Origin of the sequence: Actinoallomurus liliacearum (assembly GCF_039542035.1) — a bacterium.
GTDB classification, from domain to species: Bacteria; Actinomycetota; Actinomycetes; order Streptosporangiales; family Streptosporangiaceae; genus Actinoallomurus; species Actinoallomurus liliacearum.
This window is the reverse complement of the sequence record NZ_BAABHJ010000008.1, coordinates 167,561-193,111: the sequence shown is the minus strand read 5'-3', so window position 1 is coordinate 193,111 and position 25,551 is coordinate 167,561. Positions and strand designations below refer to the sequence as shown.

The window sequence follows — 25,551 nt, the reverse complement described above, 5'->3', positions numbered from 1 at the left end:
CGGGCCGTCAGACGCCGACCCGGGACGGCAGGGGGTCTCCCTCCGAGAACGTCCCGGTCCGGCGGATGACGTGCCAGCGCAGCGGGGCGCCCAGCACGGCCGTGACCAGCGACTGGATGACGACCAGGTACATCAGCTGCCGGTAGACGATCTGCTGGAGCGGCATGACCCACAGCGTCCTGAGGCGTTCGCCGTCGAGTTTCAGCGCGTACGTCGCGGCCGCCGCCTGCGCCGCGGTGAACGCCACCCAGGACACCGCGACGGTCAACGGGTTCATGACGAACATGCCGTACACGGCGAAGACGTCGACCACGGGGGCGAGGCACGGCAGCGCGACCTGGAAGATGGTCAGGTACGGCAGGCAACGGCGGCCGAACCGGCCCGACCGGCCGCGTTCGACCAGCGCCCGCTTGTGCTTCCACATCGCCTGCAGGGTCCCGTAGCACCACCGGTACCGCTGCCGCCAGAGCTGCCGCAGGGACGACGGCGCCTCGGTCCAGGCGAGGGCGGTCTCCTCGTACACGACCCGCCAGCCCGCCCGGCAGATCGCCATGGTCAGGTCGGTGTCCTCGGCCAGGGTCTCGGTGCTGAGGCCGCCGACCGACGCGAGCGCCTCCCGCCGGAACGCCCCGATCGCGCCGGGCACGGTCGGCATGCACTCGAGCACGTCGAACATCCGCCGGTCGAGGTTGAACCCGATGACGTACTCGAGGTGCTGCCAGCGGCCGATGAGGCCCTTGCGGTTGGCCACCTTGGTGTTGCCGCTGACCGCTCCGACGCGCGGGTCGGCCAGCGGGCGGACGAGGTTGCCGATCGTGTCGCGCTGGAAGACCGTGTCGCCGTCGACGAGGACCAGTACCTCGTGGGAGGCGTGCGCGATGCCGGTGTTCAGCGCGGCCGGCTTGCCGCCGTTCGGTCGCCGGACGAGCCGGACGTTCGCGAGCTCCCGCTCCAGCCGGGCGCCGATGACCGGGGTGTCGTCGCTGGACCCGTCGTCGACGATCAGGACCTCGATGGGCGCCGGGTAGTCGGTGGCGACGAGGGAGCGCACCGTCGCCGCCAGTCCGACCTCCTCGTTGTACGCCGGGACGATCACCGACACCGGCGGCGGAGGTTCCTGTCGCACGCCGGCGCGGCGACGGCGCTCGCGACGCACCCGCCGTACGTGGACGTGCGCGAACAGCGGGAGGGCGAGCAGCCGGAGCGTGGTCAGCACACCGGCGATCGCGAAGAGGACGCCGAGCCAGCCGGTCAGCCGGCCGGACCAGCGCTGGCCGTCGATCAGCGCCGTTCCGGTCACCTTGTCGAGGGTCGAGGCGGGCACGTCGGCGGACGGCAGCCGCATCGCCTGGCTGAGCGTGGTGAACCGGTACCCCTTGGCGGACAGGCGGGTCAGCAGCACGTCGAGGGCCTGCACCGTCTGGCTCCGGTCGCCGCCCGAGTCGTGCAACATCAGGACCGCGCCGGCGCCCTTCCGGGGCGTCGCGGCCTGCACGATCCTGTCCACGCCCGGGCGCCGCCAGTCCTCGGTGTCCTGGTCGGTGAGCGCCACGACGTAGCCCTGCCGTCCGGCCTCCTGCGCCGCGCGGTACTCGGGCGCCGACAGGCCGTCCGGCACCGAGGAGTACGGCATCCGCATGAGCCGGGTGTGGATTCCGGCCGCGCCGGCGAGCGCGCGCTGGGTCAGGTCGAGCTCGAAGCGGATGCGCCAGGGCGACGAACTCGCCATGTCGACGTGGGTGTAGGTGTGCGAGCCGATCTCGTCGCCCTCGCGGATGGCCCGGTCGACGATGTCGGGATGGTCGGCGACGTGCGCGCCGATGACGAAGAACGTCGCGTGCGCCCCGTGACGTCGCAGCACGTCCAGGATCTGCGGGGTCCAGCGGGGGTCGGGTCCGTCGTCGAAGGTGAGCGCGATCGTACGGCGGGGGGCCCGGACGCTCTCGGGGGCACCGCCCGACAGGTTGACGACGGGACCGCCGTCGGCGACGGCGGCCGGCGCCGAACCGCTCTTGGTGTACTCGTGCTGCGTCGACTCTCCGACGACGCCGTGGGCGTATCCCCCCAGCAGGAGACCGCCGACGAGCGTCAGGGCGCCGAGGAACAACAGGATCCAGTGGCCGCGTGGGTCACGCCGCCGCTTCTCGCGGCCCGTCATGAGTGCTTCGGGTGCGGGCTCTTCGTCAGCCCGACGCCCTTGCCCTTGCCGTGGGTGGCCGGCGTGGCGGTCGGAGCGGAGGTGGTCGGCCCGGTGGTCGGGGTCGCGGATGCCGGGGTGGGCTTCGTACCGGCGGGAGCGGCACCGGCCTTCGGGGAGCCGGACGCGCCGCCGGTCCGTGTCGGGCCGCTCGGCGACCGGGGATCGGTCGAGCCCGGGGTCGGGAGCGAGCTGCGGGCCCCGCCGCGGGGCATGAGCAGCTGTGCGGCGTGACCGTGGCCGGACGTGGCGGGACGCGCCTGGGGCCACGGAGTGAGCGGCACCCGCGCCCCGGTGGCCAGCCCGACCCCGATGAGTACGAGGTAGCCGGCGACGAGGCACCCGAGCGCGATCCCGGCACGGCGCATGATCCGTCCCCGTCGGCCCGTCGGATCGACGAAAACGGGGTCCGGCTCCAGGACCTCAGTCGCTTGGTTCACGGGAGGAGTCTAGAACCCGACAAATCGACATACATTACGAAAGCATCGTTTCTTCGCCAACGGGTATACCCCGAGGTCGGCCGAAAGCGGTCGCGTCGCTGGCTACGGTTAGGCCATGCGACCTGACGAGACGCCGCGCAGGAGACGACAGGGTCCCGTGACCCTCCGCGGCAACGCGATCCCCGCCACCACCACCGATCAGCGCCTGCTCGACTCCCGCGGCACCTCGGACTGGCTGCACACCGACCCCTGGCGGGTGCTCCGTATCCAGGCGGAGTTCGTCGAGGGGTTCGGCCTGCTGGCGGAGCTGCCGCGCGCGGTGAGCGTCTTCGGCTCCGCCCGTACGAAGCCGGGTTCGGAGGAGTACGAGCTGGCGGAGCGGATCGGCGCGCTGCTCGCCGAGGCCGGATACGCCGTGATCACCGGTGGCGGGCCGGGGATCATGGAGGCCGCCAACAAGGGGGCCGACGACGCCGGCGGCCTGTCGGTCGGGCTCGGCATCGAGCTGCCGTTCGAGCAGAAGCTGAACGACCACATCGACATCGGCGTGGAGTTCCGCTACTTCTTCGTCCGCAAGACGATGTTCGTCAAGTACTCCCAGGCGTTCGTGGTGCTCCCCGGCGGGTTCGGGACGCTGGACGAGCTGTTCGAGGCGATCACGCTCGTGCAGACCAAGAAGATCACCCGCTTCCCGATCGTGCTCGTCGGCACGGACTACTGGGGCGGCCTGATCCAGTGGATCAAGGATCAGATGCTGCCCGCGGGCAAGATCTCCCCAGAGGACCTCGAGCTGATGTACGTCACGGACGACCCCGACGAGGTCGTCGAGCGCATCAAACGCGCCCACGAGACGCAGGAGCGGGAACGGGAGGAGCGCGCGGCCCAGGAGGCCGACGCGGAGGCGGGAGGAAACGGAAGCTGATGCGCGTCTGCGTCTTCTGCTCGTCCAGCGGCCGCATCGACGGCCGCTACGTCGAACTGGCCGCCGAGGCCGGCGCCGAGCTGGCCCGGCGAGGACACAGCCTGGTCAGCGGCGGCGCCACCGTGTCCTGCATGGGGGCCGTCGCCCGCGCCGCGCGCGAGGGCGGCGCCCAGACCGTCGGCGTCATCCCCAAGGCGCTCGTCGACGTGGAGATCGCCGACGACGACTCCGCCGAGCTGGTCGTCACCGAGGACATGCGGGCGCGGAAGGGCGAGATGGACCGCCGGTCCGACGCCTTCCTCGTCCTGCCCGGCGGGCTGGGCACGCTCGAGGAGCTCTTCGAGATCTGGACCTCGCGCGTCCTCGGCATGCACGAGAAGCCGATCGCGATCCTCGACCCGTACGGCCTGTACGAGCCGCTGCGCGATCTGATGAAGCACCTGCTCGACGAGGGGTTCGCCCGGCCGCGCATCTTCGACGCGATCGGCTGGGCCACCACGGTCGAGGAGGCGTTCGACCACCTGGAACGCACGCCCGTGCGCATGCAGCCGACCGCCGAGGACTACGTCGAGTCCGAGCCCTGATCCGCCGTCAGGCCAGGCCGCGCCGCGATACGGCGGGTGGACGGGTGCCCTTGATCGAGGCCACCATGTCGAGCACCTGCCGCATCGCGTCGGCGTCGGCCGCACGGAAGACCCGGGCGCCGGCCCAGGCGAACACCGACGCGACGGCGGGCTCGGCCGCGTCCACGATCACCGCCCGCCCGGCCTCCGCGAGGCGCTCGGCCTCGTAGGGGTCCGTGACGCGGACCAGCACACCGTCCGGACGCACCCCGACGGCCCGCTCGGGCGCCGAGCAGAGCAGCGCGGCCCCGGTGGCCGCGGCCACGCCGGCGAACGCGTCCCCGATCAGCAGGTCGGCCCCGGCCCGTACGCAGGCGGCGGCCTGCTCCTCCGAGGACGGCGTCACCGCGATGACCGGTGCCCGCGGATCCGCCCGGACCGCGCGGACGATCTCCGGGTCGGCGGCGACCTCGGCGATGTCGGCGCCCTCCGCAGGGCCCTCCGTCATCACCGTGAAAGCGCCGGGAAAGATGACCCGGGTCCCGAGACGCAGCTCCATGGTCCTGATCGTGGCATATGCGGCGCGTGCGGCGTCCGCTGAGCGGGTTGACCCACCGTACCGCGTGGTTGTGGCACGATCGGTACATGCTTGTCACCATCACCGTGGCCCTCGCCGCGCTGGCCGTCCTGGCGGCGATCGTCGTCGTGGCCACCGGTGGCGGCGGAGAGCTCTCCGTCGAGCATCCGGACCATCCACGGCTGTCGCTGCCGGGCCGGCGCCCGGTCGGCGGCACGGACGCCGTGCTGCTCCGCCTGCCGATGGGGCTCTGGGGCTACCACAAGCAGATCACCGACGAGGCGCTGGAACGCTTCGCGCACGAGCTGACCGAGCGGGACACGCGCATCGCCGTGCTCGAGCAGGAGCTCGCGGAGGCGCGCCGGCACCTGAACGAGCCGCCGGAGCAGACCTGGCGCCCGGCCGTCCCGTCGGCCTCCCCGGCGCCCGACTCCATGGACCTGCGCGATCCGTTCGCGCCGTCCGATCCGCCGTCCTCGCGTGAGGGCGACCTGCCGCCGCTTCCGCACCACACCCGTGAGGAGCCCCGGGACCGCCCCGCGGATCCGCCGCAGACGCTGTGGGACCGGCCCGCGAATCCGCCGCAGACCGTGCAGGACCAGCCCGCGAATCCGCCGCAGACCGTACAGGATCGGCCCGCGAGTCCGCCGCAGACCATCGTCGACAAGGTCGTCTTCGACCCGCGGGCCGACCGCGACGCCGACGAGGGCCCGGCGGCCGACGACGAGGACGCTGCGGAACGAGCGGCCGAGACCGAGCGGCGGGAGGAGGACGCATGAGTGAGCGCAGCGAGCGAATCATGAGCGCAGCGCCTCTGGTCACTCCTCCGACGAAGGAGGACGCATGAGCAGAGTTGCGGTGCACGCGTCGGCCGACGTACCGGCGACGGCGGAGCAGGTGTGGAACGTCCTCGTCGACTGGCCGCGGCACTCCGAGTGGGTGCCGCTGACCCGCGCGGAGGGCGGGGCGGGTGACGGCGCGAGCGTCGAGGCGTGGACGGGCGTCGGTCCCGTCGGCTTCCTCGACACCATGGTGATCAGCGAGTGGCGGCCACCGCACCGTGTCCTGGTGCGACACACCGGCGGTCTCGTACGCGGCGAGGGACGGTTCGATCTCCTGGACCTGCCGGACGGCCGGTGCCGCGTCACCTGGGCCGAGCTGCTCGACCTGCCGCTCGGGCCGCTCGGCCGCGTCGGCTGGTTCGCGGTCGGTCCGGCCGCCCGCGTCATGTTGCGGACATCGCTGCACCGCCTCGCTAACATGTTCGAATGACTGTCATCGGACCGGACGGGCTGGCGCGGTGCCCATGGGGCGTCTCCGCTCCCGACTACATCGCCTACCACGACGACGAGTGGGGCCGCCCGGTCCGCGACGACCACGGGCTGTACGAGCGGCTGTGCCTGGAGGCGTTCCAGTCCGGGCTGTCCTGGCTGACGATCCTGCGCAAGCGCGAGGGCTTCCGGCGGGCGTTCGATGGCTTCGACCTGGAGAAGGTCGCGGCGTACGGCCCGGCCGACGTCGAGCGGCTGCTGGCCGACGCCGCCATCGTCCGGAACCGCCGCAAGATCGACGCGACGATCGCGAACGCCCGGGCGGCGCTCGACCTGCCCGACGGCCTGGCCGCCCTCGTCTGGGCGCACGCCGACCCGGCCGCCCCGGCGCCCAAGACGAGCAGCGACGTGCCCGCCACCACGCCCGGCTCCACGGCGCTCGCCAAGAAGCTCAAGAAGCACGGCTTCCGGCACGTCGGCCCGACCACCGTCTACGCCCTCATGCAGGCCTGCGGCCTGGTCGACGACCACCTCGTCGACTGCCACCGCCGCGGCGCCTACCGGTAGGGGACGACCCGGCAGGCGCCACGTGGTGAGGGTCACTCCGCCTTCGCGGCCTCCAGGACCGGCACTCCGGCGGCGCGGCGGGCGGGCAGCGCGGACGTCGCCCAGGTGACGACGGCGGCGCCCAGCACCACGGCGGCGAGCAGCCACCACGGCAGGTCCACCCGGATGAAAGAACTGCCGGTGGCGACGTGCAGCAGCGCGACGGTGCCGACGGCCGTGCCCAGGCCCAGCAGCACCCCCAGCAGGACGACCGTCGCGGCCTCCCAGCGGACGATCGACCGGATCTGCCGGACGGTGGTCCCGACCGCGCCGAGCATCCCGAACTCCTTCGTCCGTTCCGACACGCTCAGCGCCACCGTCGTGGCCATGCCGAACAGCGAGATGACCAGGGACATCGCGATGAACCCGTAGATCACGCGCACGCCCTGCCGCATGGCGGCCGCCGCCACCCGCACGTAGGCCGCCCGACCGTACACCCGGGCCACCGGAACGTCGGAGACGGCCGCCGTCAGGGCCGCCGCCGACGCGGTGCCCCGGACGAGGACGGCCGAGGTGCTCGCGCTTGGATCCAGCGTCGCCATCGTGGCCGGCGCGACCAGCGCCTGGTCGGCGAACAGGTGCGAGGGGTCGTGGTACCGGCCGGCCACGGTGAGCGTCACGTCGCCGCGTGTGCCGTGCACGACGATCCGGCGGCCCGGACGCAGGCCGTACGCCTTCGCCAGCGGGGACGTGACGCCGATCTCGCCGGGCCGCAGCACGGGAAGGTGCCCGCCGAAGCGCAGCACCGGCCGTACGTCGGACGCGCCGGTGACGGCCAGGAAGATCGGCATGCCGGGGTCGCTGTCGAACGCCTTGACCTTCGGCGACACGAGCCGTACCTCCGTCCGCGTCAGCGCGACCGCGGCGGTCACGCCGGGGACGCGCGCGGCACGGGCCGCCGTGTCGGTGGGGAGCGTCGCGGCCCCGTTCGACGTACGGCCGGTCCCCGCGATGACGTGGTCGGCGGCGAGGGCCTCGGCCCCGGCCGCGCGGGACCGGTCGTTGATGGAGGTGATCAGCAGCCCGGTGGTGACGACGAGCGCGACGCCGAGCATGAGCGAGGCGGCGGCCGAGGAGACCCGGCGCGGGCTGCGGACGATGGTCGCGCGGGCGAGCCGGCCCGCCTCGCCGCTGACGAGCATGCCGAGCCGTCCGACCAGGCCGCCGAGCGGGCCCACGAAGAAGGGCGCGAGCACGGCCAGCCCGGACACGCACACCATGCATCCGAGCATGATGAGCATCATGATCCCCACGGTCCGGTCGGTTCCGACGGACGTCGGGTCGTTCGCCACCGCGAAGACCGGGCCGAAGAACATCCAGGACGCCCCGAAGATCGCGACGGCGCCCGCGATCCGGGGCCACCTCCGGTTCTGGTTCTCCGTCGTCGCGGATCGGAGCGCCTCGATCGGCGCGACCCGCGACGCGCGGCGGGCGGGCCGCCAGGCCGCCAGCTGCGTGGTCACGACGCCCGCCGCGAAGGGGAAGACCAGTGAGATCCAGCCGACCGTGACCTCGCCGGCGGAGATGTCGAAGCCGTCCTGCGCGAACAGCCGGGTGAGAACGTCCGACACGCCGTACCCGACGAGGAGGCCGCCCGCCGACGCGACCACGGCGAGGACGAGCGCCTCGAGACGGACCAGCCGCCTGATCTGCCGGGGCCGGGCCCCGATCGCCGCCAGGAGGGCCAGCCGCCGGGTCCGCTGGCGGACCATCGTCCCGAAGGCGTTCGCGACGACGAACAGGCCGGTGAACACCGCCACCGAGGAGAGCATGCCGATCGCCCCGCCCACCGACGCGCCCATGCTCTGCAGCTCTGCCGACTGGTGGCGCCGCAGGCCGGCGGCGGTGCGCACGACGGCCGGGCGCATCGGCGCGGTCAGCCGGTTCCGGAGTTCGCCGGCCGGAACGCCCGGCGCGGCCTTCACCCACAGGCTCTGCCACGTACCCGGCGCCAGGCCCGCCGCCTTCTGAACGGCGGTGGGCGTGCCCAGGACCAGGTCGCCGGACGCCACGGACCCCCGGCCCTGGACGGTGACGACACCGACGATGCGCACCCTGCTCGACGTCTCGGGCAGCAGCAACGTCATCGTGGTCCCGGTCGCCAGGTGCCCGGCCGTCGCGACGTGCCGTACGACGGCCACCTCGTCGTCGGCGGCCGGGGCCCGCCCGGCCACCAGGTGGTAGGCGTTCAGGCGCGGGTCGGGGATCCAGGGGCGGAGCATGGTCCCCGCGCCCGCCGGGGGCAGCACCGGCCGGCCGTGCGCCCCGATGGCCGTGACCGGCACGGCGGCGTCCCCGGCGACCGCCGCGACGCCCGGTACGGAGCCGATCGCGCCGGGCCGCACCTGACCCCGGGGAACGGCGAACGACTCCTCCGGGTCCGCGCCGGGCGGCTGCACGACCACGTCCGCGTTGGCGTACTCGCTCGCGTCCGACCCGGACACCGCGGCCTGCGCCCGCAGTGCGAACTGCAGCGATCCCGACATCAGCCCCACGGAGAACAGCACGGCGAGCACCGTCGCGGTCAGCCGCGCCCAGTCCTGGGCGAAGGACCGGCGGGCGATCAGCCACATGGTCAGCCCTCCATCCGGCGCATGACGCCGTGCACCGCGTCGATCGTCGGACCGGCCAGCTCGTGGACGATCCGGCCGTCCGCCAGGAACAGCACCCGGTCGGCGTACGACGCGGCGAGCGGGTCGTGGGTCACCATCACGACGGTCTGGCGGTACGTGTCCACCGCCGCGCGCAGGAACCGCAGCACCTCTCCGCCCGCGGAGGAGTCGAGGTTGCCGGTCGGCTCGTCGGCGAACACCACCTCCGGCCGGGTCAGCAGGGCCCGCGCGACCGCGACCCGCTGCTGCTGGCCGCCGGACAGCTCGGCGGGCCGGTGGCCGAGCCGTTCCCGCAGCCCGAGCGCGTCGACGAGGATCCGGAACCACTCGCGGTCCACCCGTCGCCCGGCCATCCGGGCGGTGAGCCGGATGTTCTCCTCGGCGGTCAGCATCGGCAGCAGGTTGAAGGACTGAAAGACGAAGCCGAGCTTCTCGCCGCGCAGCCTCGTCAGCCGCGTCCGCGACAGCTTGGTGATGTCGATCCCGTCGATGACGACGGCACCGGACGAGACGGTGTCCAGCCCGGCGAGGCAGTGCAGGAACGTCGACTTGCCCGACCCGGACGGGCCCATGATCGCGGTGAACTGGCCGCGGGCGAACGCGGCCGAGACGCCACGCAGCGCGGCCACCGTGTTCTCCCCGGAGCCGTACGTCTTCACGAGTGAGTACGCCCGGGCGACGGGTAGCAGGGCGGTCGTCTGTGTCATGCCTCAAGCCAACCCGTGGCGGAGCCCGGCCGCACTGGCGCGGTCTGGAGCTTCCCGGTAGGGCTGCCCCCACCCGGCAGGGCCTACCTCACCTCGGCATCCCGCTCTACTGATCTTTCCGCGCGTCGCCGGTTCGCTGGTGGTGACCCACCCTCGACGGAAGAGCTCCGGCATGACGATCATCGCGTCGCCGCCCGACGCACGACGGACCACACCCCGCCCCACCGGCGGCCTGCCGCGTCGCCTCCCGCCGGAACCCCTCTGGTTCGCGGCGTTCTCGGGGTTCGCGGGCGTGTTCGCGGTCGTCGCCGGTCCCGCGGCGCATCGCACGTGGGGTGTCATCGCGGCGGTCGGGTACGCGATGGCCGCCGGTGTCTCCACCGTGAGCCGTACCGCCGGTCGCGGCTGCGCGTTCGCCGGTGCGGCGCTGGTCCCGCTCGTCGTTCTGGTCGTCACTGGAACGGCGCAGGAGGAGGTGGCCGTGGTGGCCCGGTCCGGCGCCCACCTCCTGCGGCACGGCACGCCGTACCCGGCGAGCGCCGTGCCGGCCGGCGCGTACACCGCGTACGACCCGTACCTGCCGGGCATGGCCGTGTTCGGGACCACCGGGCTCGACCCCCGTCTCCTGTTCACCGCCGTGTTCGCCGTCGCGATGGTCCTCGCCGGCCTGGTCGCCCGAGGCGGCCTTGAGCGGGGCGGCGTTGTGCGGGGCGTTGAGTGGGGCGGCCTGCCGGTACTCGTTCTGGTCTCGCCGGTCGTCGCGCTGCCGATCGCGGTGGGCGGCGACGATCTGCCGGTGCTCGGCCTGTCCTGCCTGGGCCTCGTACTGGCCCGGCGGCGCCCCGGATGGGCGGGGCCGGTCCTGGGCGTCGCCGCGACGCTGAAGCCGACGGCCTGGCCGGTCCTGGTGACGGCGCTGTTCCTGACAGGGCGGTCCGGCGCGCCGAGGTATGTCGGCACCGCGGCCGCGGTGCTCGTCCCGGTCATCGGCGTGCCCGCCCTGCTGGACCCCGCCGCCTTCCTGACCAACGTCGTGCTGTTCCCGCTCGGGCTCACGCCGGTGACCTCGCCCGCCGACAGCCCACTGCCGGGGCATCTGCTCGCCGGCCTCGGACCGGCCGGGCACGCGGTGGCCCTGGCGCTGCTCGGCCTTACCGCCGTGACGATCGCCGCCTGGCTGTGTCTCCGCCCGCCCCGGGACGCCGCGGACGCCGCACGCCGGACGGCGCTCGGCTTCGGCCTGGCCATCTGCCTGCTGCCCGCCACCCGCTGGGGCTACCTGCTCTACCCGACCGTGCTGGCGGCCTGGTCGCGTACGGTCGTGGCGTGAGCGGGACGGGGGACCACGGTGCGGGCGGACGCACGACGGTCTGGCGGTCGATGGCGCGGAACCCGCTGCGTTTCCTGTTCTCGGCGTGGCCCTGGCGGGCGTTCGCGTACGTCGTCACCGGCGTGCCGATCGGCCTGGTCTGGCTGGCGTTCACCCTCGCGCTGCTCGGCCTGGGCCTGCTCCTGACGCCCGTCGTCGCCGGGGTGGTGTTGCTGGCCTGCGTTCCGCTGCTCGCGGTGGCGCTGGCCGCGGTCGAACGCCGCAGGCTGCGCTGGCTGGACCCGCGCCCGGCGCCGTCGCCGCACGGCGCCGTGCCGCGCCCGGGACTACGGCCCTGGATCCGGTACCGGCTGCGGGAGACCGCGTCCTGGCGGGAACTCGGCTACGGACTCCTGCACGGGGCGCTGTCGGTGTTCGACGGCGCCGTGGTCTCGAACCTGATCGCCGTCGCGGCCGTGCAGATCGCCGCGCCGGCGCTGGTGGGCGGTGGCGACCGGATCCAGTACGGCTCGCTGGTGACGGTGGACACGCCGGGCGAGGCGTGGGCGCTCGTGCCGGTCGGGGTCGTGGTGGCGGTGGCCGGCCTCTACGCGCTGACGCTGCTCGCGGGCGCCCGGGCCGCGCTGGCCCGCGCGCTCCTCGTACGGTCCGGCGAAGCGGAGCTGGGGGAGCGGCTGGTCGCGGTGACCGCGTCGCGGGCCCGGATGGCCGGCGCGTTCGAGGCCGAGCGGCGGCGCATCGAACGCGACCTGCACGATGGAGCGCAGCAGCGGCTCACCGGGCTGATCATGCTGCTCGGACTCGCGCGGCTCGATGGGGATCGCGAGCTGATCGGCAAGGCGCAGGACGAGGCGCGCGCCGCCCTGGCCGAACTCCGCGACCTCGTCCGGGGCATCCATCCCTCGATCCTCACCGACCGTGGCCTGGACGCGGCCGTACGAGCCCTGGCCGAGCGCTCCCCGGTGCCCGTCGAGGTGGACGTCGACCTGCCCGTACGTCCGCCGGAGCAGCTCGAGTCGGCCGCGTACTTCGTCGTCGCCGAGGCCCTCACCAACGCGGCCAGGCACGGCGACGCCCGGCACGCCCGAGTGTCCGCGCGGATGCTCGACCGGCTGCTCGTCGTCGAGATCCACGACGACGGGTCCGGCGGAGCGGATCCGGGGCAGGGCACGGGACTGCAGGGCCTCGCCGACCGGGTCGCGGTCCACGATGGAACCCTCCGGCTGTCCAGCCCGCCGGGCGGCCCTACGATCGTCCGGGTGGAGATGCCGTGCGGGTAGTGCTCGCCGAGGACTCGGTGCTGCTGCGCGAGGGCCTCATCCAGATCCTCGGCCGGTTCGGCCACGAGACGACGGCGGTCGCCGACGCGCCGGCCCTGGTCGCCGCCGTCGCCGCCGACCCGCCGGACATCGTCGTCACCGACGTGCGGATGCCGCCGGGCCACCGCGACGAGGGACTGCGGGCCGCGCTGGAGCTGCGGCGTGACCATCCCGGCCTGCCGGTACTGGTGCTGTCGCAGTACGTCGAGCGGTCCTACGCCGCCGACCTGCTGCAGACCGGCGGCGGCGTCGGCTACCTGCTGAAGGACCGCGTCGGCGACATCGCGGAGTTCATGGACGGCCTGACCCGGGTCGCCGAGGGCGGCACCGTGATCGATCCCGAGGTCGTCCGGCGGCTCCTGTCCGGCCGGCACGACGGTTCACCGCTGCGACGGCTGACGGTCCGGGAACGCCAGGTGCTGGAGCTGATGGCCGAGGGCCGTTCCAACGGCGCGATCGCCCGCCGCCTGGTCGTCACCGAGGCCGCCGTCGTCAAGCACGTCGGCTCGATCTTCATGAAGCTGGACCTGCCACCGGCCCCCGACGACCACCGCCGCGTGCTCGCCGTCCTCGCCCACCTGCGCGGCTGACGGCGCGCACGGGTCAGGGGCCCGTGCTCTGCCAGTCGCGCACCTCGTGGGCCCAGGCGGTCAGGCCCGCGACGAACCCCGCGCGGTCCCGTGGGGAGAGGCTCTCCAGCACGCGCAGGAGCGGTGCGGATCGGCGCGCGATGAACTCCTCCATCACCGGGCGCTGCCGGTCCGGCATCGACACGAGCGTCCGGCGACGGTTGGCCGGATCCTCGCGGCGTTCGACCCAGCCGGCCCGGCTCAGGTCACCGACGAGTTCGCTGGCGGTGGACAGGGAGACGCCCATCCGCCGCGACAGCTCGGTGACGCTGAGGGACTCCTCGACGAACAGGTGGCTGAGCACCGCGCCGTGCCGGGCGGTGAGCCCGTGCTTCCGGAACGCCTCGTAGAACTCCGGCGGCATGTCGCCGCGCGCTCGCTGGAAGTACGCCGCCACCAGGGGGACGTGGGCCAGGACCTCCCTGATCTCCGCGGGCTCGGGACGGCGGCTCGCCTGCGGTGGTGCGTGCTCGGTCACGACGCCCAGTGTATATATTCGGAAATACGAAGTATTTGGGAAGTCGAAGGGAGACGTCCGTGATCCTCGTGACCGGAGCGACCGGGAACGTCGGCCGGCAAGTGGTCGGGCAGCTGCTGGAGGAGGGCGCCGAGGTACGGGCGATGACCCGCCGACCCGACCGGGCGGACCTGCCGGACGGGGTCGAGGTCGTCCGGGGCGATCTCGCGGAGCCCGAGACCCTGCCCGAAGCGCTGCGCGGAGTGGAGCGAGCGTTCCTGTTCCCGGTGCCGGACCGGACCGCCGGCTTCCTCGCCGCGGCGCGGGAGACCGGGCTCCGGAACGTGGTCCTGCTGTCCGCCTCGGCGGTCAGGTACGAGCGGCCGAACCCGATCGGGCGTCTGCACGCGGGCATCGAGCAGGCGGTGACGGACTCCGGCCTGTCGTGGACGATCCTGCGGCCCGGCGCGTTCATGGCCAACGATCTGCAGTGGTGGGCCCCGCAGATCCGGGCCACCGGGGTCGTCCGCGGGCTCGGGGACGGCGTGGCCGGGACGCCGATCGACGAGTGCGACATCGCCGCTGTCGCCGTCCGCGCGCTGCTCGACGACGGTCACGCCGGCCGGACCTACCTGCTGACCGGGCCCGAGGCGCTCACCGACCCACAGCGGGTGGCGATACTCGGTGACGTACTGGGCCGTGAGCTGCGGTTCGAGGGGCTGTCGGCCGAGGAGTACCGCGCCGCCATGTCCGCGCGCGTGCCCGCCCCGGTCGTCGACGCCCTCATCGCGATGCGCGCGGAGTCGAAGGAGATGGCCGAGGTGTCGCCCGCCCCGGCCGACCTGATCGGGCGGGCGCCCCACACGTACGCCGAATGGGCCGCCCGCCACGCCGACGGCTTCCGCTGATCAGTACCGGGTGTCCAGCGACACCTGCTCCCAGGCGTCCAGGTCGGCGAGCTGCCGCCGGAGCTTCTGGCGGATCCGCTCCACCGCCTCCGGGCCGAGCGGGAGACGCAGCGGCGAGTCCGGCTCGTCGACCGCCTTGACGATCGCCTCGGCGGCCTTGGCCGGGTCGTTCGGCTGCACGCCGTTCTGGTCGGAGAAGCGCCGCCGCAACGCGCCGGCCGGGGTGTCGCGGTAGTCGTCGATCGGGTCGGCGAACCGCATCGACCGGCCGGCGAAGTCAGTCCGGAACGGGCCCGGCTCGACGATGGTCACCCGGATGCCCAGCGGCCCGACCTCGCCGGCCAGTGCCTCGGACATCCCCTCCAGCGCGAACTTGGAGGTCGCGTAGATCGAGTGGCCGGGGTTGCCGACCGCGCCGCCGACCGAGGACATCTGCACGATGTGGCCCCGCCGCCGGGCCCGCATGTGCGGCAGCACGGCACGGGTCACGCCGATGACGCCGAGCACGTTCGTGGCGAGCACCGCGTCGATCTGTTCGCTGGACAGCTCCTCCAGCGCGCCGATCAACCCGTGTCCGGCGTTGTTGACCAGCACGTCGATCCGGCCGAACTCCTCGATGGCGGTGCCGACCGCGGCCGTCACCTGGGCCGGGTCGGTGACGTCCAGCGCGACCGCGCGGACCAGCTCCGGTGCCCGCTCGACGAGGTCCTTGACGCTCTGCGGGTCCCGCGCCGTGGCGACGACGCGCTCACCGCGGGCCAGCGCGGCGTCGGCGATCGCCCGTCCGAGGCCGCTGCTGGTGCCGGTGATGAACCACACGCGGGGGTCGTTCGCGGTTTCAGGCATGGTCGATCCTTCGAATCAGATAGTTTGAGACTCAAGGGAAAGTAGCTTGAGACTCAAGGATGTGTCCAGTGACCGGAGATCGTGGGGAGACGCCGCCCGACTCGGTCGGCACCGACCTGCCCCAGTGGATCGGACAGATGCCCTCCGGCGTCGACCCCGGCGTGGAGGCCGCCCGCCAGCGGATCGGCCGGATCGCCCGCCTCTTCGAGCACGTCCTCGAGCGGGCGGCGGGGCGGGAGTCGATCACCGTCGGCGACTGGGCGGCGCTGTCGGTCCTGCAACGATCCGGGCCCCCGTACGAGCGCACGCCCAAGCAACTGGCCGACGCGCTGGGCCTGACCTCCGGCACGGTCAGCGTCCGGATCGACCGCCTCACCCGCAGCGGCCTGGTCGAACCCGCCCCTGCCACGGACGGTCGCAGCCGCCCCGTCCGGCTGACGGAGGAGGGGCGCCGCCTCTGGAGCGCCGCCACCGCCCAGCGGACGCTGGAGGAGCAGCGCCTGTTCGGCGGCGCGCTCGCCCCCGACCAGGTCGACCGGCTGAACTCCCTGCTCGGCGCGCTGCTGTTCCGCCTGGAGGAGGAGTTCGGCCCCGCCCCCCGCCACGACCGCCCCCGCCCCGGCTCCTGACCGACCCGCGTCCGCTCCGGCTAGGCCGACGGGTGATGAGCGGAGCGACGGCCGAGAGCGGTCAGCGGCGCCGCAGTGCCGGGTCGAGCAGGGCGGGAGGGGTGTCGTGCTTCTCGTGCGCGGCCAGGTCGACGCCGGGAGCGACGATGGCGTCGATCGCGTCCAGCACGTCGGCGGAGAGCACGGTGTCGGCGGCGGCGAGCTGCGAGTGCAGGTGGGCCGGCGTTCGGGGGCCGATGATCGCGCTGGTGACGGCGGGATGCGCGGTGACGAACCCGAGCGCGAGCTGGATCATCGTCAGGCCGGCCTGGTCGGCGACCTTGGCCAGTTGCTCGACCGCCTCGAGCCGGGCGCGGTTGGCCGGGATGGACGTGTCGAAGCGCTCCGGCATGAACTTCGCGCGGGCGGTGGCGACCTCCCGGCCCTCGCGGATCGCGCCCGACAGCCAGCCCGAGGCCAGCGGGCTCCAGGCCAGGACGCCGAGCCCGTACTGCTCGGTCACGGGGAGGACGTGCGCCTCGATCCCGCGCTGGAGGATGGAATAGCTGGGCTGCTCGGTGACGTAACGGCTCAGGTGATTCTCGCGGGCGGCCCACTGGGCCTGGACGATGCGGTAGGCCGGGAAGGTCGAGGAGCCGAAGTACCGGATCTTTCCGGCCCGCTGCAGGTCGGTCAGCGCCGACAGCGTCTCCTCGTCACTGGTGGCCGGGTCCCACCGGTGGATCTGGTACAGATCCACGTGGTCGACACCGAGGCGGCGCAGACTGTCGTCCAGCGCGGTGACCAGCCAGCGGCGCGAGCTGCCCCGCCGGTTGCGGTCCTCGCCCATCGGCATGTTCGCCTTGGTCGCCAGCACGATGTCGTCGCGGCGGCCGGCGATGGCCTTGCCGACCATCTCCTCGGACTGGCCGTTGCTGTACATGTCGGCGGTGTCGATGAGATTGATCCCCGCGTCGAGGGCGGCATCGACGATGGCGGTGACGTCGTCCTGGGTGGTGCCCCCGATCGCGCCGAAGTTCATCGCGCCGAGAACGAGAGTGCTGACCTGCACTCCGGTACGACCCAAGGTGCGGTACTGCATGAGCGCATTCCTTACTGAGGCTGCGAGCGATCGCAGCCCCCGGCTGTGTCAATCCTCGTCCGCCTGCCATACTGGCCTATGCGGAACAGTGTTCCGCTAAACATACGGAACACTGTTCCGGTTGGCAAGCCGACGATGACGCAGCAGCAGGAAAGCGGCACAGTGACGGACATGGCAGGACAGGCCCCCCGTAGGCGGGCCGACGCCCGACACAACGAGAAGGCTCTGCTCGACGCCGCCGCAGCGGTCTTCGTCGCCTCGGGCGTCGACGCGCCGGTACGCGGGCGTCGGGCTGGGCACGGTCTACCGCCACTTCCCGACGCGAGCGGACCTGGTCGTCGCCGTCTACCGGCACCAGGTCGAGGCATGCGCCGAGGTCGGCCCGACCTGCCTCGCCGACGCGACCACCCCGTACGCCGCCCTGGCGCGATGGATCGACCTGTTCGTCGACCTCCTCGTGACCAAGCACGGACTGGCCGCGGCGCTGCGGTCGGACAGCGCCCAGTTCGACGCCCTGCACTCCTACTTCCTCGATCGGCTCGTGCCCGTGTGCACCGAACTGCTCGACGCCGCAGCCGACACGGGCGAGATCCGCTCCGACCTGGAGGCCTACGAGCTCATGCGCGGCGTCGGGAACCTCTGCATCGGCGCGGACAGCGACACCCGCTACGACGCACGCCGACTCGTCACGCTCCTCATCGCCGGCCTACGCCGCCCCACCGACCCGGATCCCTCCTGAACCTGGGAGCGGGAAGGGCTCTGGGACCCTCTTTCGCCTTCGATAGTGGGCGGTTCGGCCTTGACGATCTTCAGTTCCGCGGACAGTCCCTCTGTAGCACCCCTAGAGCGGGTCAGCTACTCCGCGACTTCGCGGAGGTCGTCGTCAACAGAAAGAGGCTTCCTATGTCCGCCACGAACGCGCAGGGAACGCAGAACGGCCAGGGTCAGCAGGACAGCACCGACGAGAAGTTCAAGCAGATCGTCGGCGGCACGAGCCTGGGCTACCCCCGCGGCTGACCGACAACCGCGACCAGCCGGTGACAGCGCGAACGTGACAGCAGTCGCGCACCGCGAGTGAGTTACGGGTCGGTCGATCCGAGCATGCGAAAGACGGTGGCCGGGCGACATGCCCGGCCACCGTTTGCGTTGGCTCCGCCCTCGACGGCTGTCGCCGGACGCCGTCAGGCGTCCGCCATCACCGCAGTTCGGGGCAGGGTTCATTGCAGGGTCAGCCGTCGGACCGCTGGGAATCCTTTCCCCCGCGAGTCCCCTTCCCCTTCCCCTTCGCCTTGCTCGTCATGCGATCGATGAGCTCCTGCTGTTCGGCCGCGCGGATCGCCGAGTTCAGCGTCATGTTGTCGCTCAGCCGTGCGAGGCGGTCTCTGATGCCCATGTCGATCTTCTCCCTCTTTGGGTCCCGTACAAGCTGTGGGACGTCTTAGTGAGAACTGTCCAGGGAAAAGTGGCTTCGGCGAGCACCGAGACGACTTCGGCGATGCCTACCTCGCCCACTCGCCCGCCGAGTGACCCATAACGCTTGGCGCTGTCCACCCGGGCGATGAATCGTCTCGGCCAGGTAGACACCACCTGGTGGGTGGGACGCGACCCAGGCGTGTCGCCGAGGGCTCCGGCGTCATCCCCGCCGAAGGCGGTCGTGCGGCCGGCGCCCGCGTACCCCACCTTCCTTGCGGGAGTTCCCGCGCACTCGGCGGGGGCCTCCCCTGATCACGGTGCTGCTGGGGGCTTGGGTCATGACTGCGGCGGACGTAACGCTCGGTGAAGCCACCGAAAACGCGTCTCTTACCGGCACGAACCACCCGGCAGCGCGAGCGTTCGCCGACCCTTTGAGTACGCCCCCGAGTGCGAGGTCGGCTCAAATCGGTTCTACGCGGTATCCATCCGGATCGATCAGCCACTTTGACGTCCCACGATGGCGGCAACGTCGCTACGGCGTCGGACGTGGGGCCGAGTCATGCCCCGCCACGGCCACCCGATTCTCTGACGCCACGAGGTCGGTCGGCCCGTACAGCGACTTCGCGCCAGGTCCTATCGTGTGCCTGCCGATGGGGGAGTGGACGCAACAGGTTCTCGGTGAGAACGGCGAGGCGTTCGGCGTCGCTCTTGTCGAGGGTCGGCAGGGGCCGATCGACCTGGCTGCCTCCGCTTCGCAGCGGCGGTCGGTCTGGCGTACACAACGCTCGGTGAAGGTGATCGGCAACGGCGAATCATCCCGGAACGTCCCCACTCACGACTCGCTTCGCCGAGTGTTTCGTACGGCCCGGCGGCGGACCCAACGCCGCGCGTCACCTCACGGCTCGGCGCTCTCCGCATTTGATGACAAAGCGTCGGCGCAGGCTCACCGGCCCCCGGTGATGGCACATCGGGTCGGCTGATCGGACCTGTGACAGAACCAGCGGCTCGGTATGACACGTCCGTCCGGGAGTTCGTGTTCTCCCAGCCCCTCAGCCGGGACGAAGCCTGCCGACAGCAGGGCGCCGATCGACGGGGAATTCGAGATTTCGGCGCCGGCGCGTACCACGGCCATGCCCAGATGGTCGTGTGCGAAAGCCGCAGCCCCCGCGAACAGCTCGGTGCCCAGACCGTGAGCCCGGAATCGCGGGGCCAGGAATCCGCCGGCTTCTCCTTCGCCGTGCACGTAGACGGAGCCGGCGAGCCCGCCGCTCCGGCGATCCATGGCGATCAGCCTGAAGTCGTCGTCCGGTCCCCGATACGGGCGCCCTCGACCCGGCCGCTGGGCGAGAAGGCGATCCCGGTGACCCTCCATGATCAGGCGATCGGGCGGCCACCCCAGCCACCGCTGCGCCTCCGGGTCACTGGCGGCGGCCGCGGCCATGTTCAGGTCGATGAGCGTGGCCGTCTGCAGGACGAGCCGCGGGGTGCTCAAGGCGTGACGTCCGCCGCGACATCCGCTGACGCGTCGGGCCCTGGCGGGCAGGGAGAGCATCCATCCTCCGGGGGCGGCGGGCCGCCTCAGTCGTCCTTGCCTTGCGGGTCGTCGGCGGGAGTGTCCTCCGGAGCCGAGTCCTCTCTCGCGGCGGAGGGTGTCTCCGCGTCGCTCCTCGTCCGCGCCTCAGTAGCGGGGTCGGGGGCGTGCTCCGGACCGGCCGACGGCTCCTGCTTCGGCTCGGCCGGTGTCCTCTCGGGTGACGGCAGTGCCGGCGAAGGCGGTGGTCCGTAGCCGGGCGGGGGCGCGTACCCCGGTGGCGGCGCGTATCCAGGGGGAGGCCCGTACGGCGGCGGCGGGGCCAGGCCGGGTGGGGGAGGGAAGGCGAACGCCGGTCCGGAGGGCGGCGGGAGGCCGGGGCCGCCGTGGCCCGGGACCGGGACGTGCGGTCCCGCGGGCTGGATCGGCTGAGAGAGACCCACGGCCTCCTCGTCGGGGCCGGTCGTGATGACGAGCCGGTCCAGATAGAGGATCTGCAGCGCGGCCAGCGCGATCAGCGCCAGGACGACCACGACGATCGGCGTGGTGAGCCCGACCTTCGCGTTCGCGCTGAACGTCTGCTCGACGCGGACCACCAGCTCGATCGGCGCCGTCCGCGTGTCGGGACGGTCGCCGATCAGGTACGGCCACAGCAGGCCCTGCCCGCCGATCAGGGTGATCGCACCGACGAGCAGGCCGGCCAGGGGCAGTGCCGGGACGACGATCGTCGCGAAGAACGACGGTCCGGCCGGGGCGCCGGCGGCGCGCTGCGCCCGCCAGCGCGCCGCGTGTCTCCGGCAGAAGAGCGTCAGGATGAACAGCGCGGGGACGCTCACGAGGATCGGTGAGAACAGGGAGGGGAACTTCCCGAGGAGGTGGAGGTCCCGCTCGTTCTGGTAGTCGGCGATGCCGAGCGGGCCGATGCCCACGAACAGCCACGGGGCGAACGGCAGGAGGAGCCATTCGCTGCGGCGGCCGAGCGGGCGGAGGCCGCCGATGCCCAGAGCGGCCAGGAACGCCGCGCAGACGGAGACGATGGCGCCCAGCAGCGGCGGGATCCACGTGTTCAGGTAGAGGCGGGCCGTGGACGCGGTGGACGAGCCTTTGGGCCCGTGGGAGAACAGCGCGGAGAGCCAGGGCCAGGAGCCCAGGACGGCGAGGATCAGGACGAGGGCCACGGCCAGCAGTCCGAGCACTCCACGGCCCGCGTCCGGCTGTGGGCCGGGCTCCGGTGCTCCGCGCGGGGGAGCCGGAGCGAGTTTGACGCCCAGGCTCGTCTTGATCGCGATCAGGGCCGCGGCCACGCCGAGGACCGCAACGGTCAGGCCGACGATGGTGGCCTGGGCCGAACCGAAGCCGAACTCGGCCCGGAGGAAGGCCACGTTGTACTCCAGTCCGACGGGAGTGGTCGAGCGCGGCGAGTCGCTCAGCACCGCCGGGAAGGTGAACGCCTGCATGCTCGTCGCGATCACCGCGAGCGCGACGATCGCCGCGACCGCGAGCATGGCCGGGGCGATCCGCCGGCCTTCGCCGCGGCCGTGCAGGACAGGCAGGAAGACCAGCAGCGCCAGGCCGCACACCGCGCCGAACGTGGCGGCGGCCGTGATCAGCGGGATGACGCCGAACGCCTTGTCGGGGCTGTCGATCCGGCCGAAGATCTTCGCGATCCCGCTCCCGCCGGCGCCCGCCTGGCCCATGTGCCAGGCGACGGCGACCGCCACCGGGGAGAACACCACGAGCGGCAGGGACATCAGCACCCGGCCGGCCCGCCGGGGCCAGGTGCCCGCCCCGTCCAGGGCGGCGGCGAGCGCCGGGCCGACCAGCACTGCGACGAGGACCGGGACGAGGGCGAGCAGGAGCCAGAAGCCGAGCGCGCGCCAGAAGTAGCCCTGCTCGAGCAGCTTGGAGTAATTCTCGAGGCCGACGAATTTGTGGGAAGGGCCGAAGATCTGCGAGTCCTGGAGGCTTCGCACGATCGTCTGGCCGGTCGGCACGACCAGGGTGACGAGCGCCAGGAGGGCGGCGGGAATGGTGAGCAGCAGACCGGCGCCGCGATACCGGTCGCCGACGGGTCGGCCTGTGACGGTTGGCGCCGGGGGGTGAGGGGCCATCGTCCGCTCCGCGTTCTTCCGCTGTGATCTGTCCTGTTGTGTATCAGTGCAGACGGTAACGGGGAAGTGCGGCGTTGTCTCTAATGCTCCTGAGCGGCGAATGGCCATCAAATATGACCATCATGGAGGATGTTCTCAAGAGCGTATGATCACCGATATGGCGGACAATAGCCACGAATCAGCAGGGAGTGCTTCTGCTGCGCCGCCTGAGCTCCGTGCCAGTACGGGCTACCTGCTGACCCGGCTCGGTGCCGAGTCGCGGCGGCGATGGGCGCGCATGCTGGCCGCGCACGGCATGACGCCGCATCACTATGGCGCCCTCATGACCTTGGAGAACGTGAAGGTCACCCATCAGCAGCACCTCGCCGAACTGATCGGTGTGGATCCGCGGAACGCGGTCTCGGTGGTCGACTTCCTGGAGCGCCAGGCGCTGATCGAGCGGACCCGGGACCCCGCCGACCGGCGCCGGCACACGATCAGGCTCACCGCGGAAGGCCGCACCACGGTCGAGACGCTGCGCCGCGCGGGCGAGGGGATCGAGCGGGACATCCTCGACGGCCTGACCGGCGACGAGCAGCTCGCGCTGCACACTCTGCTGCAACGGTTGTTCGAGGTGACCGTCGACCGCTGAGCGGTCCTCCGGGCCGCGCACCCGCCACCCGCACGTACGCCGTCTTTGAGGGTCGTCTGTGCGGGGCGAAATCAACCGGAAAGCGAAGTTTCGGGTGCTGGTGGGCCGCGTTTTTCGGGGAGATTCGTCCCGATGCTGGCCCTGTGGTGACTCTTGACCGTAGTCTCCCGCGAACAAGCCGTGACCTCCCGCCGGCGTGCCGTCGGCGGATCCAGAGCCCATAGTGGAAGAAGGCCATGACCGAACCTGCGCCTGCCACCGCCTCCGCCGACGTGTCGCCGGGCGGCTGTCCCGCCCACGCCGACGTACTGCCGCTGTACGGGCCGCGGTTCCTGCGGAATCCGTCGGAGCTGTACCGCGAGATGCGACAGGAGCACGGCTCGGTCGTGCCCGTGGTGCTCGAGGGGGACATCCCCGCCTGGTTCGTGATCGGCTACCGGGAGGTTCATCACGTGCTGAGCCACCCGGAGGTCTTCGCCCGCGACTGCCGCCGCTGGAACGAATGGGACAACATCCCGCCCGACTGGCCCTTGCGGCCCTTCGTCGGCTACCAGCCCTCCACACTGTTCGCCGAAGGCGACGAGCACCGGCGCCGCGCGGGCGCGATCAGCAACAGCCTGTTCGTCGTCGACCAGTTCGACCTGCGGAACAAGTCCGAGAAGATCGCCGATGAACTGATCGACGCGTTCGCCATGCGGGGAGAGGCCGAACTGATGGCCGAGTACGCGCACCCGCTGCCGCTGCTCGTCCTCGCCAGGATGTTCGGCCTGCCCGAGGCGGAGACGCCGGGCCTGCTACGGGACATGATGACCACGGTCAACGGCGACGAGGGCGCGCTCGACGCGTACCAGGGCATCTGCGCGACCATGGAGCGGCTGGTGGCGCACAAGGCCGAGCAGCCCGGCGCGGACTTCGTCACGCGCATGATGAACGATTCCGCCGACCTGACGGAAGAGGAGCTCATCGCGGACCTGGTCCTCGTGATGACCGCGGCCCAGCAGCCGATGGCGTACTGGATCGGCAACACCGTCCGGCTGATGCTGACCGACGACCGGTTCTCCCTGAACCTCGCGGGCGGCCGCCGCAGCGTCGGCCAGGCGCTCAACGAGGTGCTGTGGGAGGACACCCCCACGCAGAACTACCTGGGCCGGTGGGCCGCCCGGCCGGTCCACCTCGGCGGGCAGCAGATCAACACCGGCGACCTGCTCGTCCTGGGCCTGGCGGCGGCCAACAGCGACCCGCGCGTACGGCCCGCCGCCGATGCCCCGGCGGTCGGCAACCAGGCCATGATGTCGTTCAGTTACGGCGAGCACCGGTGCCCGTTCCCGGCACCGGAGCTCGCCGAGGTGATCTGCGAGGCCGCCGTCGAGGTGCTCCTCGACCGGCTGCCGGACGTGCTGCTGGCGGTGGACCCCGGGGATCTGGAGTGGTCGCCGTCCGTGTGGATGCGCGGCCTGGTCGACCTGCCGGTGAGGTTCGCCCCGTCGTACGTCTCCGGCTGATCAGCCGGAGACTGCCGGGGCCGCCGCCGCAGAGGAGGAGCCGACGGCCGCCGGCCGGAACTCCAGCGGCAGCGTCACGAGGCCGCGGGTGAACACCCCCTGTTCGGGCGGCGCGGCGCCGTCCCGGAACGCGATGTCGTCCATGGCGTCCAGCAACTGGTTGGTCGCCACCTCGACCTCCGTCTTGGCCAGCAGCGCGCCGACGCAGAAGTGACGCCCGAGGGCGAAGGCCAGGTGGTCGGCGGCCGCGGAGAACGCGGTCGAGGCGGCGAGGTCGTCGCGGAAGACGTCGAACACCTCCGGGCGGGAGAAGCGCCGGGGGTCGCGATTGGCGGCGCCGACCGCGCACACGACGGTGCCGCCGGCGGGTACGGTGCCGCCGCTGAGCGTGACGTCCTCGGCCACCTGACGGATGACCATGTGCACCGGCGGGGTGTACCGCAGCGTCTCGGCGAACGCCTTCGGGATGAGCGTGCGGTCGCGGCGGACGGCGGCGAGCTGGTCGGGGTGCGCGAGGAGGTTCCGGAAGAGGCCGGAGACGGCCCGGTCGGTGGTCTCGCCGCCCGCGGCGAGCAGCAGGCTGCAGAAGGCCCGGATGTCGTCGTCGGTCATCCTGGTGCCGTCGATCTCGGCGGCGCAGAGCGTCGACAGCAGGTCCTCCCCAGGGTTCGCCCGGCGCTCCTGGATGATCGGAATGAGGTACTCGCCCAGCTCGCGGCGGGTCCGCTCGCCGTCCGCCGCCACCTCCGGGTCGCCGGCCAGGTTGCCGAAGACTGCGATGATCGAGGTGTACCACCGGTGGAACCGGTCGTGATCCGCCTTGTCCAGGCCCAGCATGTCGGCGATGACGTTGATCGGGAACCGGGTCGAGAATTCCGCGACCAGATCGACGGTTCCACGGCCCGCGAAACGCTCAATGAGTTCGCGGGAGTTGCGCTCGATGACCGGCAGGAATTTCTCCTGCAGCTCATTCCCGCGAAACGCCGGTGCCACCAGCGCGCGGTGCACGGCGTGCTCCCGACCGCTCATCTGCAGAATGGTCCGCCCGTGCACGGGCTCGAGTTGCCACTCGTAGTTGTCGGTGGTGAAGACCGGGTCCCGGAAGGCGCGCTGCACGTCCTCGTAGCGCGAGATGACGTAACCGCCGCTCGACTCCTGCCTGATCAGCGGGAATTCTTCCAGCATCGTTCGGTAGAACGGATAGGGATCCGCGGCGAATTCGGGGGACAGGACATCCGGCGGCACCGACGACATGGCCATGAACACTCC

General features: G+C 72.2%; 24 protein-coding genes and 1 pseudogene. 13 read left to right on the top strand and 12 right to left on the bottom strand.

Annotated elements, in window-relative coordinates; genetic code table 11:
- Window positions 1-7: 7 nt before the first annotated feature.
- Together ABD978_RS15640 and ABD978_RS15635 are read right to left on the bottom strand one after the other, a co-directional pair.
- A complete protein-coding gene (locus ABD978_RS15640; protein WP_345354150.1) occupies window positions 8-2,158 on the bottom strand; it encodes a bifunctional polysaccharide deacetylase/glycosyltransferase family 2 protein in 2,151 nt (716 codons plus the stop codon).
- Window positions 2,155-2,637: a hypothetical protein gene (locus tag ABD978_RS15635; RefSeq protein ID WP_345354148.1), complete on the bottom strand. Its 483-nt coding sequence runs from the start codon at window positions 2,635-2,637 to the stop codon at window positions 2,155-2,157. The genes ABD978_RS15640 and ABD978_RS15635 overlap by 4 nt, the downstream gene beginning before the upstream one ends.
- 115 nt (window positions 2,638-2,752) lie before the next feature.
- Between ABD978_RS15635 and ABD978_RS15630 the strand changes: the two genes are divergently transcribed.
- Together ABD978_RS15630 and ABD978_RS15625 are read left to right on the top strand one after the other, a co-directional pair.
- Window positions 2,753-3,559, top strand: coding sequence for an LOG family protein (locus ABD978_RS15630; protein WP_345354146.1), 807 nt, complete (start codon window positions 2,753-2,755; stop codon window positions 3,557-3,559).
- Window positions 3,559-4,143: an LOG family protein gene (locus ABD978_RS15625; RefSeq protein ID WP_345354144.1), complete on the top strand. Its 585-nt coding sequence runs from the start codon at window positions 3,559-3,561 to the stop codon at window positions 4,141-4,143. Before ABD978_RS15630 ends, ABD978_RS15625 begins: the two co-directional genes overlap by 1 nt.
- A 7-nt stretch (window positions 4,144-4,150) precedes the next feature.
- On the opposite strand, the gene ABD978_RS15620 is transcribed toward ABD978_RS15625, so the two are convergent.
- Window positions 4,151-4,681, bottom strand: coding sequence for a hypothetical protein (locus ABD978_RS15620; protein WP_345354143.1), 531 nt, complete (start codon window positions 4,679-4,681; stop codon window positions 4,151-4,153).
- Window positions 4,682-4,767: 86 nt separating this feature from the next.
- On the opposite strand from ABD978_RS15620, the gene ABD978_RS15615 reads away from it, so the two are divergent.
- The 3 genes from ABD978_RS15615 (at window position 4,768) to ABD978_RS15605 (ending at window position 6,537) form a co-directional block, all read left to right on the top strand.
- Window positions 4,768-5,478 (top strand): hypothetical protein, encoded by a 711-nt coding sequence (locus ABD978_RS15615; protein WP_345354141.1) that lies wholly within the window; start codon window positions 4,768-4,770, stop codon window positions 5,476-5,478.
- Between the two features lie 64 nt (window positions 5,479-5,542).
- Window positions 5,543-5,971 carry an SRPBCC family protein gene (locus tag ABD978_RS15610; RefSeq protein WP_345354139.1) on the top strand — a complete coding sequence of 143 codons (429 nt, stop codon included), beginning with the start codon at window positions 5,543-5,545 and terminating at the stop codon, window positions 5,969-5,971.
- On the top strand, window positions 5,968-6,537 hold the full coding sequence (locus ABD978_RS15605) for a DNA-3-methyladenine glycosylase I (protein ID WP_345354137.1): 570 nt from the start codon (window positions 5,968-5,970) through the stop codon (window positions 6,535-6,537). The genes ABD978_RS15610 and ABD978_RS15605 overlap by 4 nt, the downstream gene beginning before the upstream one ends.
- Window positions 6,538-6,569: 32 nt before the next feature.
- On the opposite strand, the gene ABD978_RS15600 is transcribed toward ABD978_RS15605, so the two are convergent.
- The gene (locus ABD978_RS15600) at window positions 6,570-9,149 is read right to left on the bottom strand and encodes an FtsX-like permease family protein (RefSeq protein WP_345354135.1); all 2,580 of its coding nucleotides are present in this window, start codon (window positions 9,147-9,149) and stop codon (window positions 6,570-6,572) included.
- A gap of 2 nt (window positions 9,150-9,151) precedes the next feature.
- Window positions 9,152-9,895: an ABC transporter ATP-binding protein gene (locus tag ABD978_RS15595; RefSeq protein WP_345354133.1), complete on the bottom strand. Its 744-nt coding sequence runs from the start codon at window positions 9,893-9,895 to the stop codon at window positions 9,152-9,154.
- A 172-nt stretch (window positions 9,896-10,067) separates the two neighbouring features.
- Between ABD978_RS15595 and ABD978_RS15590 the strand changes: the two genes are divergently transcribed.
- From ABD978_RS15590 to ABD978_RS15580, 3 genes are read left to right on the top strand one after another with little or no spacing between them, the layout of a single operon-like run.
- Entirely contained in the window at window positions 10,068-11,225 is a 1,158-nt protein-coding gene (locus tag ABD978_RS15590) for a glycosyltransferase 87 family protein (RefSeq protein WP_345354131.1), read from the top strand.
- Window positions 11,222-12,505 carry a sensor histidine kinase gene (locus ABD978_RS15585; protein ID WP_345354129.1) on the top strand — a complete coding sequence of 428 codons (1,284 nt, stop codon included), beginning with the start codon at window positions 11,222-11,224 and terminating at the stop codon, window positions 12,503-12,505. The genes ABD978_RS15590 and ABD978_RS15585 overlap by 4 nt, the downstream gene beginning before the upstream one ends.
- Window positions 12,496-13,134, top strand: coding sequence for a response regulator (locus ABD978_RS15580; RefSeq protein ID WP_345354127.1), 639 nt, complete (start codon window positions 12,496-12,498; stop codon window positions 13,132-13,134). Before ABD978_RS15585 ends, ABD978_RS15580 begins: the two co-directional genes overlap by 10 nt.
- 13 nt (window positions 13,135-13,147) lie before the next feature.
- On the opposite strand, the gene ABD978_RS15575 is transcribed toward ABD978_RS15580, so the two are convergent.
- Window positions 13,148-13,651 (bottom strand): MarR family winged helix-turn-helix transcriptional regulator, encoded by a 504-nt coding sequence (locus ABD978_RS15575; RefSeq protein WP_345354125.1) that lies wholly within the window; start codon window positions 13,649-13,651, stop codon window positions 13,148-13,150.
- Between the two features lie 59 nt (window positions 13,652-13,710).
- Here ABD978_RS15575 and ABD978_RS15570 point away from each other — a divergent pair, with 59 nt between their 5' ends.
- Window positions 13,711-14,538 carry an NAD(P)H-binding protein gene (locus ABD978_RS15570; RefSeq protein ID WP_345354123.1) on the top strand — a complete coding sequence of 276 codons (828 nt, stop codon included), beginning with the start codon at window positions 13,711-13,713 and terminating at the stop codon, window positions 14,536-14,538.
- Here ABD978_RS15570 and ABD978_RS15565 read toward each other — a convergent pair whose 3' ends face one another.
- Complete coding sequence (locus tag ABD978_RS15565) at window positions 14,539-15,384, bottom strand: SDR family oxidoreductase (RefSeq protein WP_345354121.1); 846 nt, start codon at window positions 15,382-15,384, stop codon at window positions 14,539-14,541. It lies immediately after the preceding gene.
- Window positions 15,385-15,452: 68 nt separating this feature from the next.
- On the opposite strand from ABD978_RS15565, the gene ABD978_RS15560 reads away from it, so the two are divergent.
- The gene (locus tag ABD978_RS15560) at window positions 15,453-16,013 is read left to right on the top strand and encodes a MarR family winged helix-turn-helix transcriptional regulator (RefSeq protein WP_345354119.1); all 561 of its coding nucleotides are present in this window, start codon (window positions 15,453-15,455) and stop codon (window positions 16,011-16,013) included.
- A gap of 61 nt (window positions 16,014-16,074) precedes the next feature.
- Here ABD978_RS15560 and ABD978_RS15555 read toward each other — a convergent pair whose 3' ends face one another.
- Window positions 16,075-17,094, bottom strand: a complete 1,020-nt coding sequence (locus ABD978_RS15555; protein ID WP_345354117.1) for an aldo/keto reductase — start codon at window positions 17,092-17,094, stop codon at window positions 16,075-16,077.
- A gap of 171 nt (window positions 17,095-17,265) precedes the next feature.
- Here ABD978_RS15555 and ABD978_RS15550 point away from each other — a divergent pair.
- Window positions 17,266-17,833, top strand: a pseudogene (locus ABD978_RS15550) (TetR/AcrR family transcriptional regulator).
- A gap of 489 nt (window positions 17,834-18,322) precedes the next feature.
- Here the strand turns inward: ABD978_RS15550 and ABD978_RS15545 are convergent.
- The 3 genes from ABD978_RS15545 to ABD978_RS15535 all read right to left on the bottom strand — a co-directional run bounded on the left by ABD978_RS15545 (window position 18,323) and on the right by ABD978_RS15535 (window position 22,149).
- Window positions 18,323-18,487, bottom strand: coding sequence for a hypothetical protein (locus tag ABD978_RS15545; RefSeq protein WP_345354115.1), 165 nt, complete (start codon window positions 18,485-18,487; stop codon window positions 18,323-18,325).
- 963 nt (window positions 18,488-19,450) lie between these two features.
- Window positions 19,451-20,059: a GNAT family N-acetyltransferase gene (locus tag ABD978_RS15540; RefSeq protein WP_345354113.1), complete on the bottom strand. Its 609-nt coding sequence runs from the start codon at window positions 20,057-20,059 to the stop codon at window positions 19,451-19,453.
- Between the two features lie 26 nt (window positions 20,060-20,085).
- On the bottom strand, window positions 20,086-22,149 hold the full coding sequence (locus ABD978_RS15535) for a hypothetical protein (protein ID WP_345354111.1): 2,064 nt from the start codon (window positions 22,147-22,149) through the stop codon (window positions 20,086-20,088).
- Between the two features lie 157 nt (window positions 22,150-22,306).
- Here ABD978_RS15535 and ABD978_RS15530 point away from each other — a divergent pair, with 157 nt between their 5' ends.
- Window positions 22,307-22,780 carry a MarR family winged helix-turn-helix transcriptional regulator gene (locus tag ABD978_RS15530; RefSeq protein ID WP_345354109.1) on the top strand — a complete coding sequence of 158 codons (474 nt, stop codon included), beginning with the start codon at window positions 22,307-22,309 and terminating at the stop codon, window positions 22,778-22,780.
- Window positions 22,781-23,016: 236 nt separating this feature from the next.
- On the top strand, window positions 23,017-24,282 hold the full coding sequence (locus tag ABD978_RS15525) for a cytochrome P450 (RefSeq protein ID WP_345354107.1): 1,266 nt from the start codon (window positions 23,017-23,019) through the stop codon (window positions 24,280-24,282).
- Here the strand turns inward: ABD978_RS15525 and ABD978_RS15520 are convergent, their stop codons facing one another.
- Window positions 24,283-25,542: a cytochrome P450 gene (locus ABD978_RS15520; RefSeq protein WP_425550719.1), complete on the bottom strand. Its 1,260-nt coding sequence runs from the start codon at window positions 25,540-25,542 to the stop codon at window positions 24,283-24,285. It lies immediately after the preceding gene.
- Window positions 25,543-25,551: the final 9 nt, after the last annotated feature.

What these genes read in the sequence shown, in the direction of transcription:
- ABD978_RS15640 (WP_345354150.1), bottom strand. Translation starts at nt 2,158, where the DNA reads ATGACGGGCCGCGAGAAGCGGCGGCGTGACCCACGCGGCCACTGGATC.
- ABD978_RS15525 (WP_345354107.1), top strand. Translation starts at nt 23,017, where the DNA reads ATGACCGAACCTGCGCCTGCCACCGCCTCCGCCGACGTGTCGCCGGGC.
- ABD978_RS15605 (WP_345354137.1), top strand. Translation starts at nt 5,968, where the DNA reads ATGACTGTCATCGGACCGGACGGGCTGGCGCGGTGCCCATGGGGCGTC.
- ABD978_RS15540 (WP_345354113.1), bottom strand. Translation starts at nt 20,059, where the DNA reads ATGCTCTCCCTGCCCGCCAGGGCCCGACGCGTCAGCGGATGTCGCGGC.
- ABD978_RS15600 (WP_345354135.1), bottom strand. Translation starts at nt 9,149, where the DNA reads ATGTGGCTGATCGCCCGCCGGTCCTTCGCCCAGGACTGGGCGCGGCTG.
- ABD978_RS15590 (WP_345354131.1), top strand. Translation starts at nt 10,068, where the DNA reads ATGACGATCATCGCGTCGCCGCCCGACGCACGACGGACCACACCCCGC.
- ABD978_RS15620 (WP_345354143.1), bottom strand. Translation starts at nt 4,681, where the DNA reads ATGGAGCTGCGTCTCGGGACCCGGGTCATCTTTCCCGGCGCTTTCACG.
- ABD978_RS15595 (WP_345354133.1), bottom strand. Translation starts at nt 9,895, where the DNA reads ATGACACAGACGACCGCCCTGCTACCCGTCGCCCGGGCGTACTCACTC.
- ABD978_RS15520 (WP_425550719.1), bottom strand. Translation starts at nt 25,542, where the DNA reads ATGGCCATGTCGTCGGTGCCGCCGGATGTCCTGTCCCCCGAATTCGCC.
- ABD978_RS15565 (WP_345354121.1), bottom strand. Translation starts at nt 15,384, where the DNA reads ATGCCTGAAACCGCGAACGACCCCCGCGTGTGGTTCATCACCGGCACC.
- ABD978_RS15610 (WP_345354139.1), top strand. Translation starts at nt 5,543, where the DNA reads ATGAGCAGAGTTGCGGTGCACGCGTCGGCCGACGTACCGGCGACGGCG.
- ABD978_RS15615 (WP_345354141.1), top strand. Translation starts at nt 4,768, where the DNA reads ATGCTTGTCACCATCACCGTGGCCCTCGCCGCGCTGGCCGTCCTGGCG.
- ABD978_RS15625 (WP_345354144.1), top strand. Translation starts at nt 3,559, where the DNA reads ATGCGCGTCTGCGTCTTCTGCTCGTCCAGCGGCCGCATCGACGGCCGC.
- ABD978_RS15535 (WP_345354111.1), bottom strand. Translation starts at nt 22,149, where the DNA reads ATGGCCCCTCACCCCCCGGCGCCAACCGTCACAGGCCGACCCGTCGGC.
- ABD978_RS15545 (WP_345354115.1), bottom strand. Translation starts at nt 18,487, where the DNA reads ATGGGCATCAGAGACCGCCTCGCACGGCTGAGCGACAACATGACGCTG.
- ABD978_RS15630 (WP_345354146.1), top strand. Translation starts at nt 2,753, where the DNA reads ATGCGACCTGACGAGACGCCGCGCAGGAGACGACAGGGTCCCGTGACC.
- ABD978_RS15530 (WP_345354109.1), top strand. Translation starts at nt 22,307, where the DNA reads ATGGCGGACAATAGCCACGAATCAGCAGGGAGTGCTTCTGCTGCGCCG.
- ABD978_RS15555 (WP_345354117.1), bottom strand. Translation starts at nt 17,094, where the DNA reads ATGCAGTACCGCACCTTGGGTCGTACCGGAGTGCAGGTCAGCACTCTC.